Raw genomic sequence first — 25,606 nt, forward strand, 5'->3', positions numbered from 1 at the left:
GCTCGCCCGCGCCGAGGAAGTCCGGGCTCTCCTGTCCCTGGGGCTGCAGACCCCCGAGGTCACCAGCACCCTGCCGGTCGCCGACCGGCGCCGCCGCCCCGGGAAGAGCTTCAGTACGTGACCGTGATGCGCCTCTGCGAGCCGTCCACCCGCACGACGCCCCCATAGGGGATCACGTACTGGGGATCCGTGTGCCCCAGGTCCACGTCGAAGACCGCCATGGTGTCCGGGGCGTACGCGTCGAGCGCCCGGAGCACCGCCTCGCGCTGTTCGCGCGCGTAGCGGATCCGCTCCTCCGGAGGGTGGGGTCGGTCGAAGCTCCAGCTCTTCGCGCGGCCCATGAGGAGCGCGCCGAAGCGGGCGAGGAGCCCGCGCTCGCCCAGGGCGCGCAGGATCCGGAACACCGCGTCGGCGGAGGGCAGTTCCTCGGAGGTCTCCAGGAAGAGCACATGACCGTCGTACGCGGCCGGGTCGGGGGCGATCTCGCGGTCCGCCATCAGGAGCCAGGACAGGACCTCCAGACTGCCGCCCCAGGTGCGCCCCTCCACGACCCGCTCGGCGCCCTCGGGCAGGTGCCAGGTCCAGCCCTCGCCCGGCTCGGTCGTCGGCTCGGCGACGAACGTGTCCGGGTCGTCCCAGGGGACGTCCATGACGCGGAAGCGGTCGGCGGGCACCACTTCGTAGGGACCCGGTACGAAGAGGGCGGCCCGAAGGGAGTCGGCTGTCTGCCGGGCCATGGCCCCCGGGCGCCCCAGTTCGCACATCACGGACGCGCCGTGGAAGCTGACGATGCCCGTCTGCCACAGGAAGGCGTGCAGGACGGTGCTGTCGCTGAACCCGAAGAACGGCTTCGGGTTGGCGCGGATCAACTCCCGGTCCAGGAACGGCAGCACGGTGATCAGGTCGTCGCCCCCGATGCTCGCGATGACGGCCTTCACCGTCGGGTCGGCGAACGCGGCGTGCAGGTCCTCGGCCCGCTCGCGCGGCGAGGAGCCCATCTTGCGCGTCGTCGGGTACTCCACCGGCTCCAGGTGGAACTCCACTTGAAGGCGCGCGAGTCCCAGGTCGAAGGGCAGCGGGAAGAGTCCCGGCAGCCCGGAGGACGGCGAGACGACCGCTACGCGGTCACCCGGCCGGGGCTTCGGAGGGTAGCGGGGCGGCTCCTGGGACGGCGTCATGCCCGGCAGCGTACGACGGGCCGCCCGGCACCCGCACCGCGATAAAAGCCCGGGACGCGCCGTGATAGACCGTCTGTGAGCAGCAGCCCGACGCACGGAGGACCCTGTGCCCCACACCCTCGCCACCGCCCCGATCATGATCCTGAACGGGCCCAACCTGAACCTCCTGGGCAAGCGGCAGCCGGAGATCTACGGCACCGACACGCTCGCCGACGTCGAGGCCCGGTGCGCTGAGGCGGCCGCGGCGCACGGCGGGAGGGTCGACCTCAGGCAGTCCAACCACGAGGGCGAACTGGTCGACTGGATCCACGAGGCGCGCGAGCACCACGTGGGCATCGTGATCAACCCCGCCGCCTACTCCCACACGTCCGTCGCGATCCTGGACGCGCTCAACGCCTGTGACGGCATGCCGGTGGTGGAGGTCCACATCTCCAACATCCACCAGAGGGAGGCCTTCCGGCACCACTCGTACGTCTCGCGGCGCGCCGACGGCGTCATCGCGGGCTGCGGGGTGCAGGGGTACGTCTTCGGGGTGGAGCGGGTGGCCGCGCTGGTGGCGCGGGGCTGACGGCGGCGCCGGGGAACCGGCGCCGCCCACCGGTTCACCAGCCGCGCTCGCGCCACTCCGGCAGGTGCGGGCGCTCGGCGCCGAGCGTCGTGTCGTCGCCGTGCCCGGGGTAGACCCAGGTCTCGTCCGGAAGCGTGCCGAAGATCTTCGTCTCGACGTCGTCGATGAGGCTCGCGAACCGCTCCGGGTCCTTCCACGTGTTGCCGACGCCCCCGGGGAAGAGGCAGTCGCCCGTGAAGACGTGCGGATGGCCGTGCGGGTCGTCGTAGACGAGGGCGATCGAGCCCGGCGTGTGGCCCACGAGATGGCGCGCGGTGAGCGAGATCCGGCCGAATTCGATCGTGTCGCCGTCGTCGACGAGGACGTCCGTCGGCACCGGGATGCCCTCGGAGTCCTCGCGGCCCGCGTACGTCCGCGCGCCCGTCGCCCCGACGACCTCCTCCAGGGCCTGCCAGTGGTCACCGTGCTGGTGGGTGGTGACGACGGCCGCGATGCCGTCGTCGCCGATCAGGGTCAGCAGGGTCCGGGCCTCGTTTGCCGCGTCGATCAGGAGCTGCTCGTCGGTGGCCCGACAGCGCAGCAGATAGGCGTTGTTGTTCATCGGCCCGACCGCGACCTTCGAGATCATCAGGTCCCGCAGCTCGTGCACGTCCGCGGGTCCGCCGACCTTCACCGCTCCGCTGTACGTCATGGAAGTCAGCCTAATCCGTCCTAGAGCGGGGGCAGGGAGGGGAGCGGACCGCCTTCGACGGTCAGGGCGGCGGCGAGCTCCTGCGGGTCGCGGCGGCCCGCGAGCCAGCCGAGCAGGGCGGGTGCCGGGCCGCTGACGGTGATCTCGGGCTTGTCCGGGCTCTGGGGGGCGCGGCCCGTGTCCCACGCGCGCGTGCCGTCGGTGACACGGGTCGCGGGGACGTCGGCCGTCCCCAGGAAGCGGGCCGTGAGGAAGTCGATCTCTCGCTCCACGAAGTCGGTGGGCAGGTCCTCCAGCTCGTACCCCACGCCCAGGTCCACGTGGTGCATCTCCATCTCGATCCACCGCCGGAACGGCACCCGGGACGCGGAGTCCGTGACGCCGTTGCGCAGCTCCACCGTCCGGGACCAGTCCGCGGGCCGGTCGGCCTCGTCCTGGAAGCGAGCCGCGGAGAGCCGCAGGTCCTCGATCTGCTCGGCCAGGGGCCGCGGCGCGCCCCGCTCGATGTCGCCGTCACGGGCCTCGGCGCTCGTGTACATGGGGCGGCCTGCGAGAACGTTCACCAAAGCGTCGGCGTTCCGCGCGAGGTGGGTGAGGACGTGGCCACGGCTCCAGCCCGGAAGCCGTGACGGCTCGGCGGCCGCGGCGTTGTCCCATGAGGAGACTGCGCTCAGCAGCCTTTCGGTCGCGTCACGTACAGACGCCAGGTCGCGCACATGATCAATCATGGGCCAGACGATAGCCCCGCCACACGTTCGGGTGAAGGCGGTGGACCACCCCCTCAAATCGAATGTCCGTGCTATACGCTCGACAGAAGCATCGGGCACTCTTGATGGTCCGCGTTTCACCAACCACAGGATCCGGCCCGGCATTGTCAGTGGGTCGCCCTAGTCTGTGAAGGACGGGGGCCCCGCCCCTGTCACTTCTCTCAAGAAAGGTGCGGACCGGCGTGGCCGACCGTCTCATCGTCCGTGGCGCGCGCGAGCACAATCTCAAGAACGTCTCGCTCGACCTCCCGCGTGACTCCCTCATCGTCTTCACCGGTCTGTCCGGATCCGGCAAGTCCTCGCTCGCGTTCGACACGATCTTCGCCGAGGGTCAGCGCCGGTACGTCGAGTCCCTCTCGTCGTACGCGCGCCAGTTCCTCGGCCAGATGGACAAGCCCGACGTCGACTTCATCGAGGGCCTCTCGCCCGCGGTCTCCATCGACCAGAAGTCGACCTCGCGCAACCCGCGCTCGACGGTCGGCACCATCACCGAGGTGTACGACTATCTGCGCCTGCTGTTCGCGCGCATCGGCAAGCCGCACTGCCCCGAGTGCCGCCGCCCGATCAGCCGCCAGTCGCCGCAGGCCATCGTCGACAAGGTCCTCGAGCTGCCCGAGGGCAGCCGCTTCCAGGTCCTGTCGCCCCTGGTGCGCGAGCGCAAGGGCGAGTTCGTCGACCTCTTCGCCGACCTCCAGACGAAGGGGTACAGCCGCGCCCGGGTCGACGGCGCCACGATCCAGCTCTCCGAGCCCCCCACGCTGAAGAAGCAGGAGAAGCACACCATCGAGGTGGTCGTCGACCGCCTCACGGTCAAGGAGAGCGCCAAGCGCCGCCTGACCGACTCCGTGGAGACCGCGCTCGGCCTCTCCGGAGGCATGGTCGTGCTCGACTTCGTCGACCTCCCCGAGGACGACCCCGAGCGCGAGCGCATGTACTCGGAGCACCTGTACTGCCCGTACGACGACCTGTCCTTCGAGGAGCTGGAGCCCCGCTCCTTCTCCTTCAACTCGCCCTTCGGCGCCTGCCCCGACTGCACCGGCATCGGCACGCGCATGGAGGTCGACCCCGAGCTCCTCGTCCCCGACGAGGAGAAGTCGCTCGACGAGGGTGCCATCCACCCCTGGTCGCACGGCCACACGAAGGACTACTTCGGCCGTCTGGTCGGCGCCCTCGCCGACGCCCTCGGCTTCTCCATGGACATGCCCTGGGCGGGCCTCCCGCAGCGCGCCAAGAAGGCCCTGCTCTACGGCCACAAGACCCAGATCGAAGTCCGCTACCGCAACCGGTACGGCCGCGAGCGGGTGTACACCACCGCCTTCGAAGGCGCCGTCCCCTTCGTCAAGCGGCGCCACTCCGAGGCCGAGAGCGACTCCAGCCGCGAGCGCTTCGAGGGCTATATGCGCGAGGTGCCGTGCCCCACCTGTGAGGGCACGCGCCTGAAGCCGATCGTCCTGGCCGTCACGGTCATGGGCAGGTCCATCGCCGAGGTCTCCGCGATGTCCATCAGCGACTGCGCGGACTTCCTCGCCCAGCTGAAGCTGACCGCCCGCGACAAGAAGATCGCCGAGCGCGTCCTCAAGGAGGTCAACGAGCGGCTGCGCTTCCTCGTCGACGTCGGCCTCGACTACCTCTCCCTGAACCGCGCCGCGGGCACCCTCTCCGGCGGCGAGGCCCAGCGCATCCGCCTGGCCACCCAGATCGGCTCCGGCCTGGTCGGCGTGCTCTACGTCCTCGACGAGCCCTCCATCGGCCTGCACCAGCGGGACAACCACCGGCTCATCGAGACCCTGGTCCGGCTGCGTGACATGGGCAACACCCTGATCGTGGTCGAGCACGACGAGGACACCATCAAGGTCGCCGACTGGGTCGTCGACATCGGCCCCGGCGCGGGCGAGCACGGCGGCAAGGTCGTGCACAGCGGCTCCCTGAAGGAGCTGCTCGCCAACGACGAGTCCATGACGGGCCAGTATCTGTCGGGCAAGAAGGAGATCCCCGTCCCCGACGTGCGCCGCCCCGCCGACCCGAGCCGTCAGCTCACGGTCCACGGCGCCCGGGAGAACAACCTCCAGGACATCGACGTCTCCTTCCCCCTCGGTGTGCTCACGGCCGTCACGGGCGTCTCCGGCTCCGGCAAGTCGACCCTCGTGAACGACATCCTGTACACCCACCTGGCCCGCGAGCTGAACGGCGCGCGGTCGGTCCCCGGCCGCCACACGCGCGTGGAGGGCGACGACCTCGTCGACAAGGTCGTGCACGTCGACCAGTCGCCCATCGGCCGCACCCCCCGGTCGAACCCGGCGACATACACCGGCGTCTTCGACCACGTCCGCAAGCTCTTCGCGGAGACCACGGAGGCCAAGGTCCGCGGCTACCTCCCCGGCCGCTTCTCGTTCAACGTGAAGGGCGGCCGCTGCGAGAACTGCTCCGGCGACGGCACCATCAAGATCGAGATGAACTTCCTCCCGGACGTGTACGTCCCGTGTGAGGTCTGCCACGGCGCGCGGTACAACCGCGAGACCCTGGACGTGCACTACAAGGGCAAGTCCATCGCCGAGGTCCTCGACATGCCCATCGAGGAGGCGCTCGACTTCTTCGAGGCGGTCCCCGGCATCGCCCGCCACCTGAAGACCCTCCACGAGGTGGGCCTCGGCTATGTCCGCCTCGGCCAGTCCGCGCCCACGCTCTCCGGCGGCGAGGCGCAGCGCGTCAAGCTCGCGAGCGAGCTGCAGAAGCGCTCCACGGGCCGCACGGTCTACGTCCTGGACGAGCCGACCACCGGTCTGCACTTCGAGGACATCAGCAAGCTCATCAAGGTCCTGTCCGGCCTCGTCGACAAGGGCAACACGGTCATCGTCATCGAGCACAACCTCGACGTGATCAAGACGGCCGACTGGGTCGTCGACATGGGCCCGGAGGGCGGCAGCGGCGGCGGCCTCGTCGTCGCCGAAGGCACCCCCGAGCAGGTCGCCGGAGTGCCCGCGAGCCACACGGGCAAGTTCCTGCGGGACATCGTCGCCGCCGACCGCATCAGCGACGCGAGTCCGTCACCGGCGCGGCGCACGAGGAAGAAGGCGGCCGTGGCGGCCACCTCCGCCCCCGCGAAGAAGACGGCGACCGCCAGGACGGCCAAGACCGCCACCGCGAAGAAGGCGACGGCCTCCACCACCAAGGCCTCCACCACCAAGGCCACCACCGAGAAGGCACCTGCCAAGAAGGCCACCGCCAAGAAGACCGTCACCAAGAAGGCGGTCGCGAAGAAGGCACCAGCGAAGAAGGCGACGAGCCGCAAGGCCTGACCGCTCCAAGGGCCGCGAGGCCCGCCATGCGGCAGCGCAGAGGCGCACCGCAGAGGCCTGACCGCGCCCGGGCCGTGAGGCCCGGTATGTGGCAGCGCCAAGCCGGGCCGCAAGGCCTAACCGCGCCAAGGGCCGCGAGGCCCCGGTATGCGGCACCGCCAAGCCGGGCCGCAAGGCCTGGCCGCACGGCCCGACCGCGTCCAGGCCGCGTGGTCCGGCCGCACACCAGGGGCGCGCCCTCCGCAAGGACGGCGCGCCCCTGCCTTGTCGCGCGGTACGCCGCCGTGATCGGCTGAGGCGGCCAGGACCGCGCCCGGTCCTTGGACCCGTACGACCACCAGGGAGACGTACGACATGCCCACACCCGCAGGGCCCGCCGTCCGTGTCGAGCGGAGCGGACCCGTCACCACCGTGGTCCTCTCCCGCCCGGACGTGCGCAACGCCGTCGACAGGCCCACGGCCCGTGCCCTCGCCGACGCCTTCCGTGCCTTCGACGCCGACCCGGAAGCGTCCGTCGCCGTCCTGTGGGGCGAAGGCGGCACCTTCTGCGCGGGCGCCGACCTCAAGGTGATGGGCACCCCGGACGGCAACGACGTCGCCGAGGTGGACGGCGCGCACGACGGCCCCATGGGCCCCACCCGGCTCGCGCTCACCAAGCCCGTCATCGCCGCGATCTCGGGGCACGCCGTCGCGGGCGGCCTGGAGCTGGCCCTCTGGTGCGACCTGCGGGTCGCCGAGGACGACGCCGTGCTCGGCGTGTTCTGCCGCCGCTGGGGCGTGCCGCTCATCGACGGCGGGACGGTACGCCTGCCCCGGATCATCGGTGAGGGCCGCGCCCTCGACCTGATCCTCACCGGCCGCCCCGTGGACGCCGCCGAGGCCCTCGGGATGGGCCTGGTCAGTCGCGTCGTACCGCAGGGCACCGCCCGTGCCGCGGCCGAGCGGCTGGCCGCCGAGATCGCCGCGTTCCCGCAGACCTGTCTGCGGCACGACCGGCTCTCCGCCCGCGAACAGCACGGGCTGCCCGAACAGCGGGCGCTGGCGGGCGAGTTGCGGCACGGCCTGCACGCGCTCGCGGAAGCAGCCGAAGGCGCCGCCCGTTTCACCGCCGGAGCGGGACGGCACGGCGCCTTCGAAGAGGGCTGACCGAGGGCTCGTACTGCCAGCAGGACGAGCAGCACGAGCAGTACAGGCAGTACAAGCAAAGCGAGTAGCGCGAACAGGACCAGCAAAGCGGGCAAGGGGGGCAAAGGGACAACGAAGGCCGCCGGACAGGCGGCCGCTCCGCTTACGCGTCGCCCTTCCCGGGCTCCAGGAACTGCATGTCCAGCTGGATCTTGACGACCTCACCGAGCATCCCGGGAGCGAAGGACAGGCCGTACTCGCTGCGCCGGATCTCGCCCGTCGCCTCGAAGCCGGCGTGCCGGACCTCACCGAACTCGCCGAGCCCGCCGAACTCCACGGCGAGCGTCACCGGCCGGGTCACGTCGCCGATGGTCAGCTCGCCCGCCATCGTCCAGTCCTCGCCCGCGCCCTCGATGCGCGTGGAGCGGAAGGTCATGGTGGGGCGGCGCTCCACGTCGAGCAGGTCGGACGCGCGGACGTGCGCGTCACGGTCCGCGTTGCCGGTGTCGATCGAGGCCAGCTGGATCGTGGACGTCACGGAGCTGGTCTCCAGGGTCTCGCCCACGACGAGCTCCGCGTCGAACTCGGCGAAGCGGCCCCGCACCTTGGAGATGCCCAGGTGACGGATCGTGAAGTTCACCGCGGAGTGGAACGGATCGATGGCCCAGCGGCCCGCGGGCAGAGGAAGAGGGGTGGTGGCAACGGTCGCGTCAGTGGTTTCGAAGCTCATGCCGACCACTCTGGGGCGGGCCGCGAGGCGGAGGAAGGCCGGGTCGAGACTGGTAGTGACAGGGCCATGATCCGGGCCCACGACCCGCGGATCCCCCTGGTACGTTCGCCAAGTGAGCGACAACGAGTTGGGCGCCTTCCTGCGCACACGCCGTGAAGCCGTCACTCCCACGGAGGTCGGCCTGCCGAGCGGGCCGCGTCGGCGCACCCCCGGACTGCGCCGTTCCGAGGTCGCCACGCTCGCGGGCATCAGCGTCGAGTACCTCACCCGCCTTGAACAGGGCCGCGACCGCAACCCGTCCCCGCAGGTGCTCGGCGCGCTCGCGGACACGCTGCGCCTGACCATGGAGGAGCGCATCCATCTGCGCCGCCTGGAGAAGGCCAGCGGCGGCGCCGACGGCCCGTGCTGCTCGGCGGCCCCGCCTCCGGCCCGGGAGGTGCGCCCGACCGTGCGGGCCGTCGTCGACCGCCTGGAGCCCACCCCGGCCGTGCTGCTCAACCGGCTCAGCGACATCATCGCGTACACGACGGGCTACGAACGCGTCGCCCGTCCGCTGGGGCTGCTCGACGGCGACCGGCCCAACCTGCTGCGGTTCGTCTTCACCGACGAGCGGGCCCGCACCGCCTTCCCCGACTGGGAGCGCGTCGCCGACGAGCAGATCGCGCACCTCAGAAGCGAATCGCCGATGATCGACCCCCATGTGGTGCAGCTCGTGGACGAGTTGACGGTCCTCGCCGGAGCGCCGTTCGCCGATCGCGCCCACGCCGTGCCCGATGTGCCGCGCCGCAGCGGCGTACAGCGCCTCAGCCATCCGCAGGTGGGCACCCTGCGTCTCGCGTACGAGTCGCTCGCCCTGCCCGACGTCGACGGGCAGCGCCTCCTGGTGTACCTCCCGGCCGACGACGCCACGTCGGCCGCGCTCGACCGGCTGAACGGCCGCCAGCCGGGCGGCCTGCGCGCGGTCAGCGGCTGAGACGGCACACGCGGGCACATACGCAGGCACGCACGGAGGGCCCGCACGCAGGCACGAGCAGGCGCCCGCAGGCACACACCGGCCCGGCCCACGGACGCGGCGCTACGCGTCAGCCGTTTCGGCAGGCCCTACCCGTCCACCTCCGCCGCGTACGGCGGCTCGGCGCCCGCCCGTGAGCAGGTCACGGCCGCCGCGCGCGCCGCGAAGCCCAGGACCTGTGTCCACGCGTCGGCGTCGAGCCGGGCCACGGCGTCGGCCGACAGCGCGTCCCGGGCGGCCAGGGAGTGCAGCAGTGCCGCGTTGACCGTGTCGCCCGCGCCGATCGTGTCCACGACGTCCACGGGGACGCCCGGCACACCGACCTCACCGCACGCGCGCGTGAGCACCGACAGGCCGTCGCCGCCCCGCGTGACCACGACCGCGGCGGGCCCGGATACCAGCCACTCCTGGGGCGTGCCGCCCAGCCAGCGCGCGTCCTCCTCCGACAGCTTCAGGAGTGCCACCGACGGCAGCCAGCTCTTGAAGCGGGCGCGGTAGGCGCCCGCGTCGGGGATGAGCCCGGCCCGGATGTTGGGGTCGAGGGCCGTGAACACGCCCTGGGCGGCCGCGCGCCGCATCAGGTCCTCGTACGCGCTCGCGCCCGGCTCCAGGACCATGGAGCAGGTCCCGAACGTCATGGCCCGTACGCCGTCGGGAAGGCGCGCGGGCGCGGCGAAGAGCCGGTCGGCCGTGCCGTCGACGTAGAAGGAGTAGCCCGCCGAGCCGTCCGCGGCGATCGAGGTCAGGGCCAGCGTCGTCGGCTCGGCGCCGCGCTGCACCAGCGAGACGTCGACGCCCGCCGTCCGCAGCCGCGCGAGCAGCGCCTCGCCGAACGCGTCGCGCGAGACGCGGGAGCAGAAGCCGGCGGGGGAGCCGAGGCGGCCGAGCGCGACCGCGGTGTTGAAGGGCCCGCCGCCGAGCCGGGGCGCTAGCGGGGCGAGGGCCGCGCCCGCCGCCGGACCGGCGTCCTGCGGAACGAGGTCGATGAGGGCTTCACCTGCGGCGACTATCACTGATGGGTCCTTTCCCGCGCTCGGCTTGCGCACAGGCTAGAGCCTTGCCCGGCGGTCGGACCGGGGCGGGCGGCACCCGGGCACGGCCGGGGCCGACACGGTCACGTGCGTGCCGGGCGCGGTCACGAAGGTCCGCAACGGTAGGGTCTGCCCCGTCGCCAAACCCTCCTGACCTGTGGAGACCTCATGTCCGGCACCCCTCACGCCCGTCGCGCCGTGCTGCGCGCGGCCGCGCTCGTCCCGGTCGCCGGGCTCGGCCTGACGGCCTGCTCGTCCGGCGACGGCAACGGCAGCCGCTCGGCGCCGACCGAGCCGGTGGACCTGGGCGCGGCCGACGAGGTGGCCGTGGGCGGCTCGAAGCTGTACACCGACCACAACGTGGTGGTCAGCAGGATCGCGGACGACGAGTACAAGGCGTTCAGCACGATCTGCACGCACGCGAGGTGCCCCATCCACAAGCTCCAGGGCAGCAAGCTGACCTGTCAGTGCCACGGCAGCCAGTTCGACGCGCGGAACGGCAAGGTGCTGCACGAGCCCGCGGTGGCTCCCCTGGAGGAGCTGCCCGTGAAGGTGGCGGGCGGCAAGATCGTGGCGGGCCCCGGGGCCTGAGGCGGCCGCGGGGCTCACTCCGTGCCCCGCCCCGTCCTCACTCCCAGTCCCACTCGATCCCGACGATCCCGGCCCGCACCTGAGGCTCCACGAGGTGCACCGACCGGTGGCTGCCGGTCAGCGTGAGCTCCCTGCGGCCCACGCGCGGGGCGGCCGCCGAGTGCTGGGTGAAGCGGTGGCAGCGCACGGGCAGGGCGCCCTTGGCGAAGCGGACCTGGAGGGCGTACTGGCCGCCCGCGAAGCTGAAGCCGCGGAAGTACTCGCCGCTCGGCCCGGCCGTGCCGTCCTCGAAGCCGTAGCGGAACATGTGCGTCTCGCCCGCGCGCAGGCGCACGTCGAAGAGCAGCTCGGCGACCAGGACGCCGGTGTCGTGGTGCCAGCGGACGCGCCCGGTGCGGCAGTTGTCCAGGGCGAGGACCCGGGTGCGCTCGGGCGCGCAGTCCGGGTCGCCGTGGTGGATGGCGACGTAGCGGTCCACGCCGTCCCGGTGCGCGCGCACGATGTGCTCGGAGTCGCGGCCGAGCAGCTCGCGCGCCGCGCCGATGCGGACGCGCTCGTGGTGGCCGACGGTGTGCAGACCGCCGTCGAGAGGGGACCCCAACTCGCCCAGGAGGGCCTGGAGGACGTCGGCGGCCTCCACCAGGGAGCGGTACGAACGGGCGGGGGGCCGTTCGCCGTCCGGACAGTCGTCGGTACGGGCGAGCAGCCGGATCAGGGACTCCTCGGGGAGGTCGAGTATCTCCTCCAGGGCGCGCACGGCCCGCAGCGACTCGGCGCGCTGCGGGCGGCGCGCGCCCTGCTGCCAGTAGCTGAGGCTGGTCACCCCGACGCTGACGCCGTGGCGCGCGAGGTGGTGGCGCACGCGTTGCAGGGGCAGTCTGCGCGCGGCGATCGCCGCGCGCAGCGCGACGTGGAAGGGGCCGGTGCGCAGGGCGGAGGCGAGCTCCGCGGGGACGGTGTCCGCGAGGGGAGAGGCGGGCAGGCGGGTGGGGGGATGAGTGGGGGAGGGCGCGGGCCGCACCGCGGGTCCTTTCTGTGAACGTTCACACAGGCCGGGGGTGTGTACGCGCTGATCGGAGCGGGCGACCAGGTGAGCGTACGGCCGGTGTTCACAGGGGTGGGCTGTTGTTCACGGTTCCATTAACCCCGCATTGAAGCGTGTTGACCGGAAGTCAACAAGGCTTGATGCTCAATCCAGCGTCCGGACGCGTTCCTCCACCTCAAACCCCCACTGCTCGGGAGGACCGCGATGCACCACAGATCCAGCAACTCCAGTCGGCGGAGACGGCTTTCCGCCCTCGCCGTCGCCGTGACGGCCCTGGCGGCCGTGCCGACGGCCACGGCCGCGGCGGCCCCGCACGACACCGCCGCGCCGCGCTCCACCGCGTCCTCCGTGTCGTCCCCCGCGGCCGGTGAGCGCGCCGCCGCCCCCTCCGCCCTCGCCGCCAAGCGCCTGAACCTCACCATGCAGGCGCAGCAGAAGACCAACTGGTGCTGGGCGGCGGCGGGCAACACCATCGCCACCTTCATGGGCAAGAACTACTCCCAGAACCAGTTCTGCAACGCGGCCTTCAACCGCAGTCAGAACACCGAGTGCCCCAACAACCAGGCCACCCTGGGCAACGTGCAGACCGCCCTGGGCTGGATGGGCATCAACCGCGGCTCGTACGTCAACGGCTGGCTGCGCTACGACACCGTGCAGGCCGAGATCAACGCCAACCGTCCCGTCGAGACCCGCATCCAGTGGTCCAACGGCGGCGGCCACATGCACACCCTCTACGGCTACGACACCGCCAACAGCTGGGTCTACTGGGGCGACCCGTGGCCGTCGAACGACCGCTACAACTGGGCGTCGCACTCCTGGTACATCAACAACAACACGTTCTCCTGGACCCACTCGCTGTACCGGATAGGGGCGTGAGCGCGATGACCCGTCACCTGCCCCGCGTCTCCGTAGAGAGCCGTTACGCCCGTGGCCGTCTCCTGAAGGCCACCCTCGCCGGTTCCGCCGCCGCGCTGCTGCTCGGGCTCGCGGCGCCGCACGCCACCGCGGACTCGGGACCGGCGGCGCCGCCCGCGCCCGTCGCCCCCTCCGAGGCCACCCGGGGCGCCGCCCACGACGCGGCAAAGGCCCCGAAGACCCTCGACACGCTCTCCCGGTTCTTCGCCCGCGACGGCGCCGTCAGCAAGGCCAAGGCCGCGCCCCGGGTGACGGGGGAGCAGGCCGTACCCGTCTACTACCTGGCGGCCGACTTCGTCGCGGGCAAGAAGGGCGCACCGATCGCCGCCATGGAGTTCCTCGCCAGCGAGGCGGTCTCCTCCGACGGCCAGAAGGCGTCGCTGTGGACGGCCCGACAGGCGGGCTCCTGGCAGGTGGTGAACATCGCCACCGGGAACGACGAGACGCGCTACGCACGCGTGGGCGCCGACAAGCTCCCCGGAGGCACCGTCTTCATCGAGCCGCAGATCAACGCCTGGTACGTGCAGAAGGGAGAGCGGATCCTGCCGCTCGACCGGGACGCGATCCGCGCCGTCGGCGCGCACGGCACCACGGTCGCCGCCTACCAGCGCCGGGTGCACAAGGCGTACGGGGACAAGCTGCCGGGGTCCGCGTACGCGAAGTCCGGCAAGGCCGGAGGCTATGACGAGCCCGCGGCTGCGCCCCGGTCCGAGGGCAGGACCGCGTCCGCCGCCGGGTCCGCGGACGGTCCGGTGGCCGTGGTCTCCACGGTGGCCGCCGCCGGTGCCGCCGTCGCGCTCGGCCTGTCCGGCGCCGCGCTCGTCCGGCGTCGCTCGCGCCGCCTCGGCTGACACCGCCCGGCTCCGGCCGGAGCCCGCCCGCCCGTCCCGTCAGGGGCGGGCGGGTCCGCGTCGCTGTCATACCCCGCCAGTAGGCTGTCCGACATGGCCGACCCTTCCAGCTACCGCCCCAAGCCGGGACAGATCCCCGACTCGCCCGGGGTCTACAGGTTCCGTGACGAGCACCGCCGTGTGATCTACGTCGGGAAGGCCAAGAGCCTGCGCCAGCGCCTCGCCAGCTACTTCCAGGACCTGGCGAACCTCCACCCGCGCACGGCCACCATGGTGACGACCGCCGCCTCCGTGGAGTGGACCGTCGTCGCCACGGAGACCGCCGCGCTCCAGCTGGAGTACACCTGGATCAAGGAGTACGACCCGCGTTTCAACGTCAAGTACCGCGACGACAAGAGCTACCCCTACCTCGCGGTGACGATGAACGAGGAGTTCCCGCGCGTGCAGGTGATGCGCGGCCAGAAGAAAAAGGGCGTGCGCTACTTCGGTCCGTACGGCCACGCCTGGGCCATCCGCGACACCGTGGACCTGCTGCTCCGCGTCTTCCCCGTGCGGACGTGCTCGGCGGGCGTCTTCAAGAACGCGGCCCGCACCGGCCGCCCCTGCCTGCTCGGCTACATCGGCAAGTGCTCCGCGCCCTGCGTGGACCGGATCTCCGCCGAGGACCACCGGGAACTGGCCGAGGACTTCTGCGAGTTCATGACCGGCCGCACCGGCACGTACATCCGGCGCCTGGAGCGTCAGATGACGGACGCGGCCGAGGAGATGGAGTACGAGCGGGCGGCCCGCCTCCGCGACGACATAGACGCCCTCAGGAAGGCGATGGAGAAGAGCGCGGTCGTCCTCGCCGACGCCACCGACGCCGACCTGATCGCCGTCGCCGAGGACGAGCTGGAGGCCGCCGTCCAGATCTTCCACGTGCGCGGCGGACGCGTGCGCGGCCAGCGCGGCTGGGTCACCGACAAGGTCGAGGCCGTCACCACCGCCGACCTCGTCGAGCACGCCCTCCAGCAGCTCTACGGCGAGGAGCGCGGCGACTCCGTGCCCAAGGAGGTGCTCGTCCCCGCGCTGCCCGACCCCGTGGAGCCCGTCCAGGAGTGGCTCACCCAGCGCCGCGGGTCGAACGTGTCGCTGCGCGTCCCGCAGCGCGGCGACAAGAAGGCCCTCATGGAGACCGTCGCGCGCAACGCCCAGCAGTCGCTCGTCCTGCACAAGACCAAGCGCGCCTCCGACCTCACCACCCGCTCCCGGGCCCTGGAGGAGATCGCCGCGGCCCTGGAGCTCGACAGCGCGCCCCTGCGCATCGAGTGCTACGACATCTCGCACCTCCAGGGCGACGACGTGGTCGCCTCCATGGTCGTCTTCGAGGACGGGCTCGCCCGGAAGAGCGAGTACCGCCGCTTCCAGATCAAGGGCTTCGATGGACAGGACGATGTCCGGTCCATGCACGAAGTGATCACGCGGCGCTTCAGGCGCTACCTCGTCGAGAAGGAGAAGACGGGGGAGTGGAGCCCGGAGGAGGCCCAGGAGGGCCTCACCGAGGACGACGGGCGCCCCAAGAGGTTCGCGTATCCGCCGCAGCTCGTCGTCGTGGACGGCGGGCAGCCGCAGGTCGCCGCCGCCCAGCGGGCCCTGGACGAGCTGGGCATCGACGACATCGCGGTCTGCGGCCTCGCCAAGCGCCTCGAAGAGGTCTGGGTGCCCGGCGAGGACGACCCCGTGGTCCTGCCGCGCACCAGCGAGGGCCTCTATCTGCTCCAGCGCGTACGAGACGAGGCGCACCGTTTCGCGATCTCGTATCAGCGGACCAAGCGGTCCAAGCGCTTCAAAGCGAGCCCGCTGGACGACGTGCCCGGCCTCGGCGAGTCCAGGAAGCAGATACTGATCAAGCACTTCGGCTCGCTGAAGCGGCTCAGGTCCGCCACCATCGACCAGATCTGCGAGGTTCCCGGCGTCGGCCGCAAGACGGCGGAGGCCGTCCTCGCGGCCTTCGCCCAGGCGGCCCCGGCACCCCCCGCCGTGAACACCGCCACAGGAGAGATCATGGAGGACGAGGACCCCGTGGGGACGGGAGACTCGGATACAGGCGAGGAGCCCGCCCCGGCGGACGACCCGCTCAACGGCAAGGGGGCCACACCGACCGCGGCCCCGAACGAAGGCGGGACGCCCACACACGCGGGCGCCCCGGAACGACGACGGGGGATGGAGACATGAGCGAGCACGACGAAGGCGGCACCCAGGTGAGTACGGGCACGACCATCGAGCCGGGCGAGGCCGCCGAGGCGGCCATCCCGGAGCTGGTGATCATCTCCGGCATGTCCGGCGCGGGCCGCAGCACGGCCGCCAAGTGCCTGGAGGACCTCGGCTGGTTCGTCGTGGACAACCTGCCGCCCGCACTGATCCCCACCATGGTCGAGCTGGGCGCCCGCTCACAGGGCAACGTCGCCCGCATCGCGGTCGTCGTCGACGTGCGCGGCCGCCGCTTCTTCGACAACCTCCGCGAGTCCCTCGCGGACCTGGAGTCCAAGCACGTCACCCGGCGCATCGTCTTCCTGGAGTCCTCGGACGACGCCCTGGTGCGCCGTTTTGAGTCCGTCCGCCGCCCGCACCCGCTCCAGGGCGACGGCCGCATCGTCGACGGCATCGCCGCCGAGCGCGAGCTCCTGCGCGAGCTGCGCGGCGACGCCGACCTGGTCATCGACACCTCCAGCCTGAACGTGCACGAGCTGCGCGCCAAGATGGACGCCCAGTTCGCGGGCGACGAGGAGCCCGAGCTGCGGGCCACGGTCATGTCCTTCGGCTTCAAGTACGGCCTGCCCGTCGACGCGGACCTCGTGGTCGACATGCGCTTCCTGCCCAACCCGCACTGGGTCCCGGAGCTGCGCCCCTACACCGGTCTCAACGAAGAGGTGTCGGCGTACGTCTTCAACCAGCCGGGCGCCAAGGAGTTCCTCGACCGCTACACCGAGCTGCTCCAGCTGATCGCCGCGGGCTACCGCCGCGAGGGCAAGCGGTACGTGACCATCGCCGTGGGCTGTACGGGCGGCAAGCACCGCTCCGTCGCCACCTCCGAGAAGCTCGCCGCGAGCCTGTCCTCCGCCGGCATCGAAACGGTCATCGTCCACCGGGACATGGGGCGCGAATGAAGCCCAACCGCCGGGTGCTCCGTCTGAACCGCCTGGGCCGCAAGCGGGGCACCCAGCCCAAGGTCGTCGCCCTCGGCGGCGGCATGGGCCTGTCCGCCTCGCTCGCCGCCCTGCGCCGCATCACCGGGGACCTCACCGCCGTCGTCACCGTCGCCGACGACGGCGGCTCCAGCGGCCGCCTGCGCCAGGAGCTCGGCGTGCTGCCACCCGGCGACCTGCGCAAGGCCCTCGCCGCGCTCTGCGGCGACGACGACTGGGGCCAGACCTGGGCCCGCGTCATCCAGCACCGCTTCCAGTCCCGCGGCGACCTGCACGAGCACGCGGTCGGGAACGTCCTGATCGTCGCCCTGTGGGAGCAGCTCGGCGACCACGTCCAGGCGCTCGACCTGGTCGGCAAGCTGCTCGGCGCGCAGGGGCGCGTCCTGCCCATGTCCGCGGTGCCCCTGGAGCTGGAGGCCCTGGTCAAGGGCCACGACCCGGAGCGCCCGGACGACGTGGACACCGTGCGCGGCCAGGCCACCGTGGCGCTCACCCCCGGCGAGGTGCAGTCCGTGCACCTGGTCCCGCAGGACCCGCCCGCCGTCCCGGAGGCGGTCGCCGCCGTCCTGGACGCCGACTGGGTGGTCCTCGGGCCCGGCTCCTGGTTCTCCTCCGTGATCCCGCACCTGCTCGTGCCCGAGCTGCTCGACGCGCTCACGGAGACGAAGGCCCGCCGGGTCCTGTCGCTCAACCTCGCGCCGCAGCCCGGAGAAACCGAAGGCTTCTCTCCGCAGCGTCATTTGGAGGTTTTGGCCCGACACGCCCCTAAACTCGCCCTGGACGTGGTGCTGGCCGACGAGGCCGCCGTGCCCGACCGTGGGTCCCTGACCGATGCCGCCAAGCGGTTCGGTGCCACGGTGGAGCTGGCGCCGGTGGCCCGCGAGGACGGCAGCCCCAAGCACGACCCGGAGCTGCTTGCCGCCGCGTACGACCGTATTTTTCGGATGCATGGAAGGATCGGCCCATGGCGATGACGGCAGCGGTGAAGGACGAGATCTCCCGGCTTCCCGTCACCCGGACCTGCTGCAGGAAGGCGGAGGTCTCGGCGATCCTGCGGTTCGCGGGCGGGCTGCACCTGGTCAGCGGCCGCATCGTGATCGAGGCGGAGCTGGACACGGCGATGGCGGCACGTCGGCTCAAGCGGGACATCCTGGAGATCTTCGGGCACGGCTCCGAGCTGATCGTGATGGCACCCGGCGGCCTGCGCCGCGGCTCGCGCTACGTGGTCCGCGTGGTCGCGGGCGGCGACCAGCTGGCCCGCCAGACCGGCCTGGTGGACGGCCGCGGCCGTCCCATCCGCGGCCTGCCGCCGCAGGTGGTCTCGGGGGCCACCTGCGACGCCGAGGCCGCCTGGCGCGGGGCCTTCCTCGCCCACGGCTCGCTGACCGAGCCCGGCCGCTCGTCCTCCCTGGAGGTGACCTGCCCGGGTCCGGAGGCCGCCCTCGCCCTGGTCGGCGCCGCCCGTCGGCTGCAGATCGCCGCGAAGGCCCGTGAGGTGCGCGGCGTGGACCGCGTGGTCGTCCGTGACGGGGACGCGATCGGCGCCCTGCTGACGCGCCTGGGCGCCCACGAGTCCGTGCTCGCCTGGGAGGAGCGGCGGATGCGGCGCGAGGTGCGCGCCACCGCCAACCGCCTCGCCAACTTCGACGACGCCAATCTGCGCCGCTCGGCCCGTGCCGCCGTCGCCGCGGGCGCCCGGGTGCAGCGCGCCCTGGAGATCCTCGGCGAGGAGGTCCCCGAGCACCTCGCGGCCGCGGGTCGCCTGCGCATGGAGCACAAGCAGGCCTCCTTGGAGGAGCTGGGCGCGCTCGCCGACCCGCCGCTGACCAAGGACGCGGTCGCGGGGCGCATCCGCCGCCTGCTCGCGATGGCCGACAAGCGGGCCCAGGACCTGGGCATCCCCGGCACGGAGTCCAATCTGACCGAGGACCTCGCCGAGGAGATGGCGGACAACCTCGCGGTCTGACGCGGTGGTCTGACGGAGGGCCGCGGCCGGGCCCAGAAGGCCCTCCGGCGGCGTCCGAATCGCGGAATTTGCGCTCACCCGTGCAAGGGGTGAAACGGGTGAGCGCAATGGTGAGCGTGGTGCTTCTCACTACCGGACGGTATTGCCTTCGAGGGGGGTTCTCGATGTCACCCGGAGGCCTTCGGAGAGGTAGGGTCGGAGGCGGTCGGGGACATCCCAATACATCTCGCCGGCGTCTCAGACCGGCGTACCAACGAGGAGATCGGTTCGTGACGATCCGCGTAGGCATCAACGGCTTTGGCCGCATCGGTCGTAACTACTTCCGCGCACTCCTTGAGCAGGGTGCGGACATCGAGATCGTGGCTGTCAACGACCTGGGTGACACCGCGACCACCGCGCACCTGCTGAAGTACGACACCATCCTCGGCCGCCTCAAGGCCGAGGTGTCCCACACCGAGGACACCATCACCGTCGACGGCCACACCATCAAGGTGCTGTCCGAGCGCAACCCCGCCGACATCCCGTGGGGCGAGCTGGGTGTCGACATCGTCATTGAGTCGACCGGCATCTTCACCAAGAAGGCCGACGCCGAGAAGCACATCGCCGGTGGCGCGAAGAAGGTCCTCATCTCGGCTCCGGCCAAGGACGAGGACATCACCATCGTGATGGGCGTCAACCAGGACAAGTACGACGCGGCCAACCACCACGTCATCTCCAACGCCTCCTGCACCACCAACTGTGTGGCGCCGATGGCCAAGGTCCTCGACGAGAACTTCGGCATCGTCAAGGGCCTGATGACGACGGTCCACGCGTACACCAACGACCAGCGCATCCTGGACTTCCCGCACTCCGACCTGCGCCGCGCCCGCGCCGCCGCGGAGAACATCATCCCGACCACGACCGGTGCCGCCAAGGCCACCGCCCTGGTCCTCCCGCAGCTCAAGGGCAAGCTGGACGGCATCGCCATGCGCGTCCCGGTCCCGACCGGCTCGGCCACCGACCTGGTCGTGACGCTGCAGCGCGAGGTCACCAAGGACGAGGTCAACGCCGCGTTCAAGAAGGCCGCCGACGACGGCGACCTCAAGGGCATCCTGTTCTACACCGAGGACCCGATCGTGTCCTCGGACATCGTCAGCGACCCGGCCTCCTGCACCTTCGACTCCTCCCTGACCATGGTCCAGGAGGGCAACTCGGTGAAGATCCTCGGCTGGTACGACAACGAGTGGGGCTACTCCAACCGCCTCGTCGACCTCACGGTCTTCGTCGGCGGTCAGCTCTGAGGCGCGAGCGCGCTTAGAGCAGGCACCCAGATGTGAGCAGCAGGGTCCGGACCGTTAACGTCCGGACCCTGCAGCATGTCAAAGCCCTCTACGGAGCCCCCTCTCAAGGAGTCCCTCTCAATGAAGACGATCGATGAACTGCTCGCCGGCGGTGTCGCGGGCAAGCGGGTCTTCGTCCGCGCGGACCTGAACGTGCCCCTCGACGGCACCACGATCACCGACGACGGCCGCATCCGCGCCGTCCTGCCCACCGTCAAGGCTCTCGCCGACGCGGGCGCCCGTGTGGTCGTCGCCTCGCACCTGGGCCGCCCCAAGGGCGCCCCGGACCCCGCCTTCTCGCTCGCCCCGGCCGCCACTCGTCTCGGTGAACTCCTGGGCGCGGACGTGCGGTTCGCCACCGACACGGTCGGCGACTCCGCCAAGGCCGCCGTCGCGGGCCTGGCCGACGGCCAGGTCGCCGTCGTGGAGAACCTGCGCTTCAACGCGGGCGAGACGGCCAAGGAGGACGCTGAGCGCGCCGCCTTCGCCGACCAGCTCGCCGAGCTGGCCGATGTCTACGTAGGCGACGGTTTCGGCGCGGTGCACCGCAAGCACGCCTCCGTGTACGACCTGCCGGGCAAGCTGCCGCACTACGCGGGCTATCTGATCGCCACCGAGGTCGGCGTCCTGAAGAAGCTCACCGAGGACGTCAAGCGCCCCTACACCGTCATCCTCGGCGGCGCCAAGGTCTCCGACAAGCTCGCCGTCATCGACGAGCTGCTCGGCAAGGCCGACCGCCTCCTGATCGGCGGCGGCATGGCGTACACCTTCCTCAAGGCCAAGGGCCACGAGGTCGGGATCTCCCTCCTCCAAGAGGACCAGATCCCGGTCGTCACCGAGTACATGGAGCGCGCCGCGAAGAACGGCGTCGAGCTGGTGCTCCCCGTGGACGTCCTGGTCTCCACCGACTTCCCCGACCTGAAGACCAAGGCCCCGGCCGACTTCGAGACGGTCGACGCCGACAGCATCCCGGCGACCATGGAGGGCCTGGACATCGGCCCCAAGACCCGCGAGCTGTTCGCCGAGAAGATCGCCGACGCCGAGACGGTCTTCTGGAACGGGCCGGTGGGCGTCGCCGAGCACCCCGACTACGCCGGTGGCACCGCCGCCATCGCCCGGGCCCTGCTCAACTGCGACGGCTTCACCGTGGTGGGCGGCGGCGACTCCGCCGCGGCCGTCCGTAACCTGGGCTTCGACGAAACCGCATTCGGCCACATCTCGACCGGCGGCGGCGCCTCCCTCGAATACCTCGAGGGCAAGACGCTCCCCGGCCTCGCCGCACTGGAGGACTGACCCTGATGAGCACGCGCACGCCGCTGATGGCGGGCAACTGGAAGATGAACCTCAACCACCTCGAGGCCATCGCGCACGTCCAGAAGCTCGCGTTCGCGCTCGCGGACAAGGACTACGAGACCGTCGAGGTCGCCGTCCTGCCGCCCTTCACCGATCTGCGCTCCGTGCAGACCCTGGTCGACGGCGACAAGCTCAAGATCAAGTACGGCGCCCAGGACATCTCGGCGTACGACTCCGGCGCGTACACCGGTGAGATCTCGGGCCCGATGCTCTCGAAGCTGAAGTGCACGTACGTGGCCGTGGGCCACTCCGAGCGCCGCCAGTACCACAACGAGACCGACGAGATCTGCAACGCCAAGGTGAAGGCGGCCTTCAAGCACGGCATCACGCCGATCCTGTGCGTCGGCGAGGAGCTGGAGGTCCGCGAGGCGGGCAACGCCGTCGCGCACACCCTCACCCAGGTCGAGGGCGGCCTCAAGGACGTCCCGGCCGAGCAGGCCGAGTCGATCGTGATCGCGTACGAGCCCGTCTGGGCCATCGGCACCGGCAAGGTCTGCGGCGCCGACGACGCGCAGGCGGTCTGCGCGGCGATCCGCGGCAAGCTCGCCGAGCTGTACACGCAGGAGCTCGCCGACCAGGTCCGCATCCAGTACGGCGGCTCCGTGAAGTCCGGCAACGTCGCGGAGATCATGGCGAAGCCCGACATCGACGGCGCCCTGGTGGGCGGCGCGAGCCTGGACACGGACGAGTTCGTCAAGATCGTTCGCTTCACCGAGCAGTGAGTATGCGCTAACGCCGTTACGACGTACCCTTGCGGGGGTCGGGGCTTGAAATGTGAGCGGCAAACGCTCGCGGAGTAAGCTTCGGCCCCCGTCGTCGATTCAGATCCGAGGAAGTTGGTCCAGCCGTGGTTATGGGGTTCTCGATCGCCCTGATCGTCTTCAGCGCGCTGCTGATGCTGCTGGTGCTGATGCACAAGGGCAAGGGCGGCGGCCTTTCCGACATGTTCGGTGGCGGAATGCAGTCGTCGGTCGGTGGCTCCTCGGTCGCCGAGCGCAACCTGGACCGCATCACCGTCGTGGTCGGTCTGCTCTGGTTCGCCAGCATTGTCGTCCTTGGCATCCTGATGAAGGTCAACAACTGACAACAGGCACCGGCCGCTTGCCACGCCGAGGCGGCCACGCCCTGAAGTCCCGCTCATAGCCCCATGTTCCGTACGCGCCCGCGCGCGCGGCTTATCATGGGGCTTGCGTGTCGGGGTGGGGTGTAACTCCCAACACTGGACGCGCGTTGGGCCTTACGTAGACTGAGGCGCCCGCAGCGGAGCCGGCAGTCGACCCCGCGGCGCAGCCGCCGTTCGAACAGGCAGCACCATCACGCAGGGAGTTACGACCGTGGCAAGTGGCAACGCGATCCGAGGCAGTCGGGTCGGGGCGGGGCCGATGGGCGAGGCCGAGCGCGGTGAGTCCGCGCCGCGACTGCGCATCTCCTTCTGGTGCTCCAACGGGCACGAGACGCAGCCGAGCTTCGCCAGCGACGCGCAGGTCCCCGACACATGGGACTGCCCCCGCTGCGGCTTTCCGGCAGGTCAGGACCGGGACAACCCCCCGGACCCGCCGCGCACCGAGCCGTACAAGACCCATCTCGCGTATGTGCGCGAGCGGCGCAGCGACGCGGACGGCGAGGCCATCCTCGCCGAGGCGCTGGCCAAACTGCGGGGCGAGATCTAGAAGTTGAGAACCGGCCGGGCACCCCGAGGTGCCCGGCCGGATCCGTTTCGGCGTCGCCTCACCGCACCACCCCGTCGGGCCCGAACGCGCAGGTCAGCGCGGTCTCCTCCGGCGATTGTCAGTGGTGCCCCCTACCGTGGTGGGTGATCGTGAACCACGCGGCGGACGGGGGGAGTTGTGACGGCTGCGGAGACCGCGCGGGCCGGTGCTGACGGCGCGCGGAGCCTCGCCTGGCGCGGGGGATTCGGCAGGCTGTGGAGCGCCGCCGTGCTCTCCAGCTTCGGTGACTCGCTGCGCAAGGCGGCGCTGCCGCTGCTCGCCGCGTCGCTCACCGACGACCCGCTGCTCATAGCCTCCGTGACCGCCTGCGGCTATCTGCCGTGGCTCGCCTTCGGGCTGCTCGGCGGCGCCGTCGCCGACCGGGTGGACCAGCGGCGCGCCATGTGGCGGGTGGACGTGGCGCGCGGCGTGCTCGTCGGGGCCTTCGCCCTCGCCGTGGCGCTCGGCCACGCCTCCATCGGCCTGCTGATCGCGCTCGCCCTGGTCCTCACCACGCTCCAGACCCTGTTCGACAACGCGGCCACGGCCCTGCTGCCCGCCCTCGTGGACCGCGCCGCCCTCGGCAGTGCCAACGCTCGGCTGCTGACCGGACAGCAGCTCGCCGGTGGCCTCCTCGCCGCGCCCGCGGTGCCCTTCCTGATCGCCGCGGGCCCGGGCCTTCCGTACGCGGCCGACGCGGTCACCTATCTGGTGGCGGCCGCGCTCGTGGCCTCCCTGCGGGTGCCCGCGCCCGGGCACCCGCCCAGACCCGCCGGGGCCACCCTGCGGTCCGACATCGCGCACGGCCTGCGGGTCCTGGGGCGGGACCGGGTGCTGCGGGGCCTGTGTGCGGCCACCGCGGTGGGCAACGTCGGGATAGGCGCGCTCCTCGCCACCCTCGTCGTCCTCGTCACCGACTGGCTGCACGCGGGCAGCGGGGGATACGCGGCGGCCATGACGGCGTACGCGGCCGGGAGCCTGGTGGGCGGGGCGCTCGCCGGGCGCCTCGCGCGGCGGCTCGGGCGGGTGCGCGCCGTGCTCGCCGCCGGGACGGCCCAGATCGCCGCGCTCGTGGCCATGGGCACGGTCCGCGACATCACGGCCCTGACCGCGAGCATGGCCCTGTTCGGCGCCATGGGGATGGTGTGGAACGTGAGTACCCACACCCTGATGCAGGAGCGCGCGCCCGCCGCCGCGCTTGGGCGCATCAGCGCGGCGTTCCGGACCGTGGGCGTCGCGGGGGCGCCGCTCGGGGCGATGCTCGGCGGGGCAGCGGCCGCGCTCCGGGGTCCCCACACGCCGATGCTGCTGGCGGCCGTCCTGTTCGCGCTCTCCGTCGTCGTACTCACCCCCGCGCTCAAGCCGACGGACACCTCGCGCCACACGCTGATCAACTAGGTTGGGAGCACAGTGGGGCGTACGCACGCACGTTGTACGAGAGAGGGCGGAAGTACAGATGAACGCAGTTGGCCGCACCAGCCTCCACCAGACGGCCGAGTGGACGGCCCTGGTCAAGCACCGGGAGCAGCTGGGGGAGGTGCGGCTGCGGGAGCTGTTCGCCGCTGACCCGGGCCGTGCCGAGCGTTACACGGCCCAGGTCGGCGACCTGCACATCGACTACTCCAAGCACCTGGTCACGGACGAGACCCTGGCCCTTCTCCAGGAACTGGCTGCCGCCACCGGTGTGTTCGGGCTGCGGGATGCCATGTTCCGGGGCGAGAAGATCAATACGACGGAGGGGCGGGCGGTGCTGCACACCGCGCTGCGCGCTCCGGCGGACGCCGTGGTGGAGGTCGATGGTGAGAATGTGGTGCCGGGTGTGCACGCGGTGCTCGGCAAGATGGCTGCCTTCGCGGACCAGGTCCGTAGGGGTGAGTGGAGGGGTCACACCGGCAAGCGCATCAAGAATGTGGTCAATGTCGGTATCGGCGGCTCCGACCTTGGTCCGGCGATGGCGTATGAGGCGCTTCGGTCGTATACGGACCGGGAGCTGACGGTCCGTTTCGTGTCGAATGTGGATGGTGCGGATCTGCATGAGGCGGTGCGGGATCTGGACGCGGCGGAGACGCTGTTCGTCATCGCGTCCAAGACGTTCACGACGATCGAGACGATCACCAATGCCACCTCCGCGCGGGAGTGGCTGCTGACCGAGTTGCGTGCTGATCAGAGCGCGGTCGCCCGGCATTTCGTGGCGTTGTCGACGAATGCCGAGAAGGTGGCGGAGTTCGGTATCGACACGGCGAACATGTTCGGGTTCTGGGACTGGGTCGGTGG

General features: G+C 71.3%; 23 protein-coding genes and 1 pseudogene. 18 read left to right on the top strand and 6 right to left on the bottom strand.

The window, feature by feature from the left end; genetic code table 11:
* Nucleotides 1-110: 110 nt before the first annotated feature.
* Nucleotides 111-1,178: a S66 peptidase family protein gene (locus ACIG3E_RS12745; protein WP_399614746.1), complete on the bottom strand. Its 1,068-nt coding sequence runs from the start codon at nucleotides 1,176-1,178 to the stop codon at nucleotides 111-113.
* A gap of 106 nt (nucleotides 1,179-1,284) precedes the next feature.
* Here ACIG3E_RS12745 and aroQ point away from each other — a divergent pair, with 106 nt between their 5' ends.
* Nucleotides 1,285-1,746: a type II 3-dehydroquinate dehydratase gene (gene aroQ, locus ACIG3E_RS12750; RefSeq protein WP_399614748.1), complete on the top strand. Its 462-nt coding sequence runs from the start codon at nucleotides 1,285-1,287 to the stop codon at nucleotides 1,744-1,746.
* A gap of 34 nt (nucleotides 1,747-1,780) precedes the next feature.
* Here aroQ and ACIG3E_RS12755 read toward each other — a convergent pair whose 3' ends face one another.
* Together ACIG3E_RS12755 and ACIG3E_RS12760 are read right to left on the bottom strand one after the other, a co-directional pair.
* Nucleotides 1,781-2,437, bottom strand: coding sequence for an MBL fold metallo-hydrolase (locus ACIG3E_RS12755; protein WP_399614750.1), 657 nt, complete (start codon nucleotides 2,435-2,437; stop codon nucleotides 1,781-1,783).
* A gap of 20 nt (nucleotides 2,438-2,457) precedes the next feature.
* Nucleotides 2,458-3,165: a maleylpyruvate isomerase family mycothiol-dependent enzyme gene (locus tag ACIG3E_RS12760; RefSeq protein ID WP_399614752.1), complete on the bottom strand. Its 708-nt coding sequence runs from the start codon at nucleotides 3,163-3,165 to the stop codon at nucleotides 2,458-2,460.
* A gap of 221 nt (nucleotides 3,166-3,386) precedes the next feature.
* Here ACIG3E_RS12760 and uvrA point away from each other — a divergent pair, with 221 nt between their 5' ends.
* The gene (uvrA, locus tag ACIG3E_RS12765) at nucleotides 3,387-6,500 is read left to right on the top strand and encodes an excinuclease ABC subunit UvrA (protein WP_399614754.1); all 3,114 of its coding nucleotides are present in this window, start codon (nucleotides 3,387-3,389) and stop codon (nucleotides 6,498-6,500) included.
* 354 nt (nucleotides 6,501-6,854) lie between these two features.
* A complete protein-coding gene (locus ACIG3E_RS12770; RefSeq protein WP_399614756.1) occupies nucleotides 6,855-7,646 on the top strand; it encodes a crotonase/enoyl-CoA hydratase family protein in 792 nt (263 codons plus the stop codon).
* Between the two features lie 142 nt (nucleotides 7,647-7,788).
* On the opposite strand, the gene ACIG3E_RS12775 is transcribed toward ACIG3E_RS12770, so the two are convergent.
* On the bottom strand, nucleotides 7,789-8,355 hold the full coding sequence (locus ACIG3E_RS12775; protein ID WP_399614757.1) for a YceI family protein: 567 nt from the start codon (nucleotides 8,353-8,355) through the stop codon (nucleotides 7,789-7,791).
* 112 nt (nucleotides 8,356-8,467) lie between these two features.
* Here ACIG3E_RS12775 and ACIG3E_RS12780 point away from each other — a divergent pair, with 112 nt between their 5' ends.
* Nucleotides 8,468-9,328, top strand: coding sequence for a helix-turn-helix transcriptional regulator (locus ACIG3E_RS12780; protein ID WP_399614758.1), 861 nt, complete (start codon nucleotides 8,468-8,470; stop codon nucleotides 9,326-9,328).
* Between the two features lie 128 nt (nucleotides 9,329-9,456).
* Here the strand turns inward: ACIG3E_RS12780 and ACIG3E_RS12785 are convergent, their stop codons facing one another.
* A complete protein-coding gene (locus ACIG3E_RS12785; RefSeq protein WP_399614761.1) occupies nucleotides 9,457-10,380 on the bottom strand; it encodes a carbohydrate kinase in 924 nt (307 codons plus the stop codon).
* 186 nt (nucleotides 10,381-10,566) lie between these two features.
* Here ACIG3E_RS12785 and ACIG3E_RS12790 point away from each other — a divergent pair, with 186 nt between their 5' ends.
* Entirely contained in the window at nucleotides 10,567-10,989 is a 423-nt protein-coding gene (locus ACIG3E_RS12790; protein ID WP_366790640.1) for a Rieske (2Fe-2S) protein, read from the top strand.
* Between the two features lie 37 nt (nucleotides 10,990-11,026).
* Here the strand turns inward: ACIG3E_RS12790 and ACIG3E_RS12795 are convergent, their stop codons facing one another.
* Complete coding sequence (locus ACIG3E_RS12795) at nucleotides 11,027-11,971, bottom strand: hypothetical protein (RefSeq protein WP_399614860.1); 945 nt, start codon at nucleotides 11,969-11,971, stop codon at nucleotides 11,027-11,029.
* 267 nt (nucleotides 11,972-12,238) lie between these two features.
* Here ACIG3E_RS12795 and ACIG3E_RS12800 point away from each other — a divergent pair, with 267 nt between their 5' ends.
* From ACIG3E_RS12800 to ACIG3E_RS12860, 13 genes and pseudogenes are all read left to right on the top strand, one after another.
* A complete protein-coding gene (locus ACIG3E_RS12800) occupies nucleotides 12,239-12,910 on the top strand; it encodes a papain-like cysteine protease family protein (RefSeq protein ID WP_399614764.1) in 672 nt (223 codons plus the stop codon).
* 5 nt (nucleotides 12,911-12,915) lie between these two features.
* Nucleotides 12,916-13,800, top strand: a complete 885-nt coding sequence (locus tag ACIG3E_RS12805) for a hypothetical protein (protein WP_399614765.1) — start codon at nucleotides 12,916-12,918, stop codon at nucleotides 13,798-13,800.
* A 93-nt stretch (nucleotides 13,801-13,893) separates the two neighbouring features.
* On the top strand, nucleotides 13,894-16,014 hold the full coding sequence (gene uvrC / locus ACIG3E_RS12810) for an excinuclease ABC subunit UvrC (protein ID WP_399614767.1): 2,121 nt from the start codon (nucleotides 13,894-13,896) through the stop codon (nucleotides 16,012-16,014).
* Nucleotides 16,011-16,946 (top strand): RNase adapter RapZ, encoded by a 936-nt coding sequence (gene rapZ / locus ACIG3E_RS12815; protein ID WP_138959087.1) that lies wholly within the window; start codon nucleotides 16,011-16,013, stop codon nucleotides 16,944-16,946. Before uvrC ends, rapZ begins: the two co-directional genes overlap by 4 nt.
* Nucleotides 16,943-17,959 (top strand): uridine diphosphate-N-acetylglucosamine-binding protein YvcK, encoded by a 1,017-nt coding sequence (gene yvcK / locus ACIG3E_RS12820; RefSeq protein ID WP_399614770.1) that lies wholly within the window; start codon nucleotides 16,943-16,945, stop codon nucleotides 17,957-17,959. The genes rapZ and yvcK overlap by 4 nt, the downstream gene beginning before the upstream one ends.
* Nucleotides 17,950-18,951, top strand: coding sequence for a DNA-binding protein WhiA (whiA, locus tag ACIG3E_RS12825; protein ID WP_138959085.1), 1,002 nt, complete (start codon nucleotides 17,950-17,952; stop codon nucleotides 18,949-18,951). Before yvcK ends, whiA begins: the two co-directional genes overlap by 10 nt.
* A 269-nt stretch (nucleotides 18,952-19,220) precedes the next feature.
* Nucleotides 19,221-20,231 carry a type I glyceraldehyde-3-phosphate dehydrogenase gene (gene gap, locus ACIG3E_RS12830; protein WP_172387546.1) on the top strand — a complete coding sequence of 337 codons (1,011 nt, stop codon included), beginning with the start codon at nucleotides 19,221-19,223 and terminating at the stop codon, nucleotides 20,229-20,231.
* Nucleotides 20,232-20,351: 120 nt separating this feature from the next.
* Nucleotides 20,352-21,563, top strand: a complete 1,212-nt coding sequence (locus ACIG3E_RS12835) for a phosphoglycerate kinase (protein ID WP_399614773.1) — start codon at nucleotides 20,352-20,354, stop codon at nucleotides 21,561-21,563.
* A gap of 5 nt (nucleotides 21,564-21,568) precedes the next feature.
* Complete coding sequence (gene tpiA / locus ACIG3E_RS12840; protein ID WP_399614776.1) at nucleotides 21,569-22,345, top strand: triose-phosphate isomerase; 777 nt, start codon at nucleotides 21,569-21,571, stop codon at nucleotides 22,343-22,345.
* 131 nt (nucleotides 22,346-22,476) lie between these two features.
* Nucleotides 22,477-22,707: a preprotein translocase subunit SecG gene (gene secG, locus ACIG3E_RS12845; protein ID WP_030687882.1), complete on the top strand. Its 231-nt coding sequence runs from the start codon at nucleotides 22,477-22,479 to the stop codon at nucleotides 22,705-22,707.
* A 250-nt stretch (nucleotides 22,708-22,957) separates the two neighbouring features.
* Complete coding sequence (locus ACIG3E_RS12850) at nucleotides 22,958-23,293, top strand: RNA polymerase-binding protein RbpA (RefSeq protein ID WP_003957010.1); 336 nt, start codon at nucleotides 22,958-22,960, stop codon at nucleotides 23,291-23,293.
* 177 nt (nucleotides 23,294-23,470) lie between these two features.
* A complete protein-coding gene (locus tag ACIG3E_RS12855) occupies nucleotides 23,471-24,730 on the top strand; it encodes an MFS transporter (protein WP_399614780.1) in 1,260 nt (419 codons plus the stop codon).
* Between the two features lie 58 nt (nucleotides 24,731-24,788).
* A pseudogene (locus tag ACIG3E_RS12860) lies at nucleotides 24,789-25,606 on the top strand (glucose-6-phosphate isomerase); the annotation flags it as partial.

Origin of the sequence: Streptomyces sp. NPDC053474, assembly GCF_044544845.1 — a bacterium.
Lineage (GTDB): Bacteria > Actinomycetota > Actinomycetes > Streptomycetales > Streptomycetaceae > Streptomyces.

What these genes read in the sequence shown, in the direction of transcription:
- ACIG3E_RS12745 (WP_399614746.1), bottom strand. Translation starts at nt 1,178, where the DNA reads ATGACGCCGTCCCAGGAGCCGCCCCGCTACCCTCCGAAGCCCCGGCCG.
- whiA (WP_138959085.1), top strand. Translation starts at nt 17,950, where the DNA reads ATGGCGATGACGGCAGCGGTGAAGGACGAGATCTCCCGGCTTCCCGTC.
- ACIG3E_RS12835 (WP_399614773.1), top strand. Translation starts at nt 20,352, where the DNA reads ATGAAGACGATCGATGAACTGCTCGCCGGCGGTGTCGCGGGCAAGCGG.
- ACIG3E_RS12760 (WP_399614752.1), bottom strand. Translation starts at nt 3,165, where the DNA reads ATGATTGATCATGTGCGCGACCTGGCGTCTGTACGTGACGCGACCGAA.
- uvrC (WP_399614767.1), top strand. Translation starts at nt 13,894, where the DNA reads ATGGCCGACCCTTCCAGCTACCGCCCCAAGCCGGGACAGATCCCCGAC.
- tpiA (WP_399614776.1), top strand. Translation starts at nt 21,569, where the DNA reads ATGAGCACGCGCACGCCGCTGATGGCGGGCAACTGGAAGATGAACCTC.
- ACIG3E_RS12790 (WP_366790640.1), top strand. Translation starts at nt 10,567, where the DNA reads ATGTCCGGCACCCCTCACGCCCGTCGCGCCGTGCTGCGCGCGGCCGCG.
- secG (WP_030687882.1), top strand. Translation starts at nt 22,477, where the DNA reads ATGGGGTTCTCGATCGCCCTGATCGTCTTCAGCGCGCTGCTGATGCTG.
- rapZ (WP_138959087.1), top strand. Translation starts at nt 16,011, where the DNA reads ATGAGCGAGCACGACGAAGGCGGCACCCAGGTGAGTACGGGCACGACC.
- ACIG3E_RS12755 (WP_399614750.1), bottom strand. Translation starts at nt 2,437, where the DNA reads ATGACGTACAGCGGAGCGGTGAAGGTCGGCGGACCCGCGGACGTGCAC.
- ACIG3E_RS12805 (WP_399614765.1), top strand. Translation starts at nt 12,916, where the DNA reads ATGACCCGTCACCTGCCCCGCGTCTCCGTAGAGAGCCGTTACGCCCGT.
- ACIG3E_RS12770 (WP_399614756.1), top strand. Translation starts at nt 6,855, where the DNA reads ATGCCCACACCCGCAGGGCCCGCCGTCCGTGTCGAGCGGAGCGGACCC.
- yvcK (WP_399614770.1), top strand. Translation starts at nt 16,943, where the DNA reads ATGAAGCCCAACCGCCGGGTGCTCCGTCTGAACCGCCTGGGCCGCAAG.
- ACIG3E_RS12800 (WP_399614764.1), top strand. Translation starts at nt 12,239, where the DNA reads ATGCACCACAGATCCAGCAACTCCAGTCGGCGGAGACGGCTTTCCGCC.
- ACIG3E_RS12775 (WP_399614757.1), bottom strand. Translation starts at nt 8,355, where the DNA reads ATGAGCTTCGAAACCACTGACGCGACCGTTGCCACCACCCCTCTTCCT.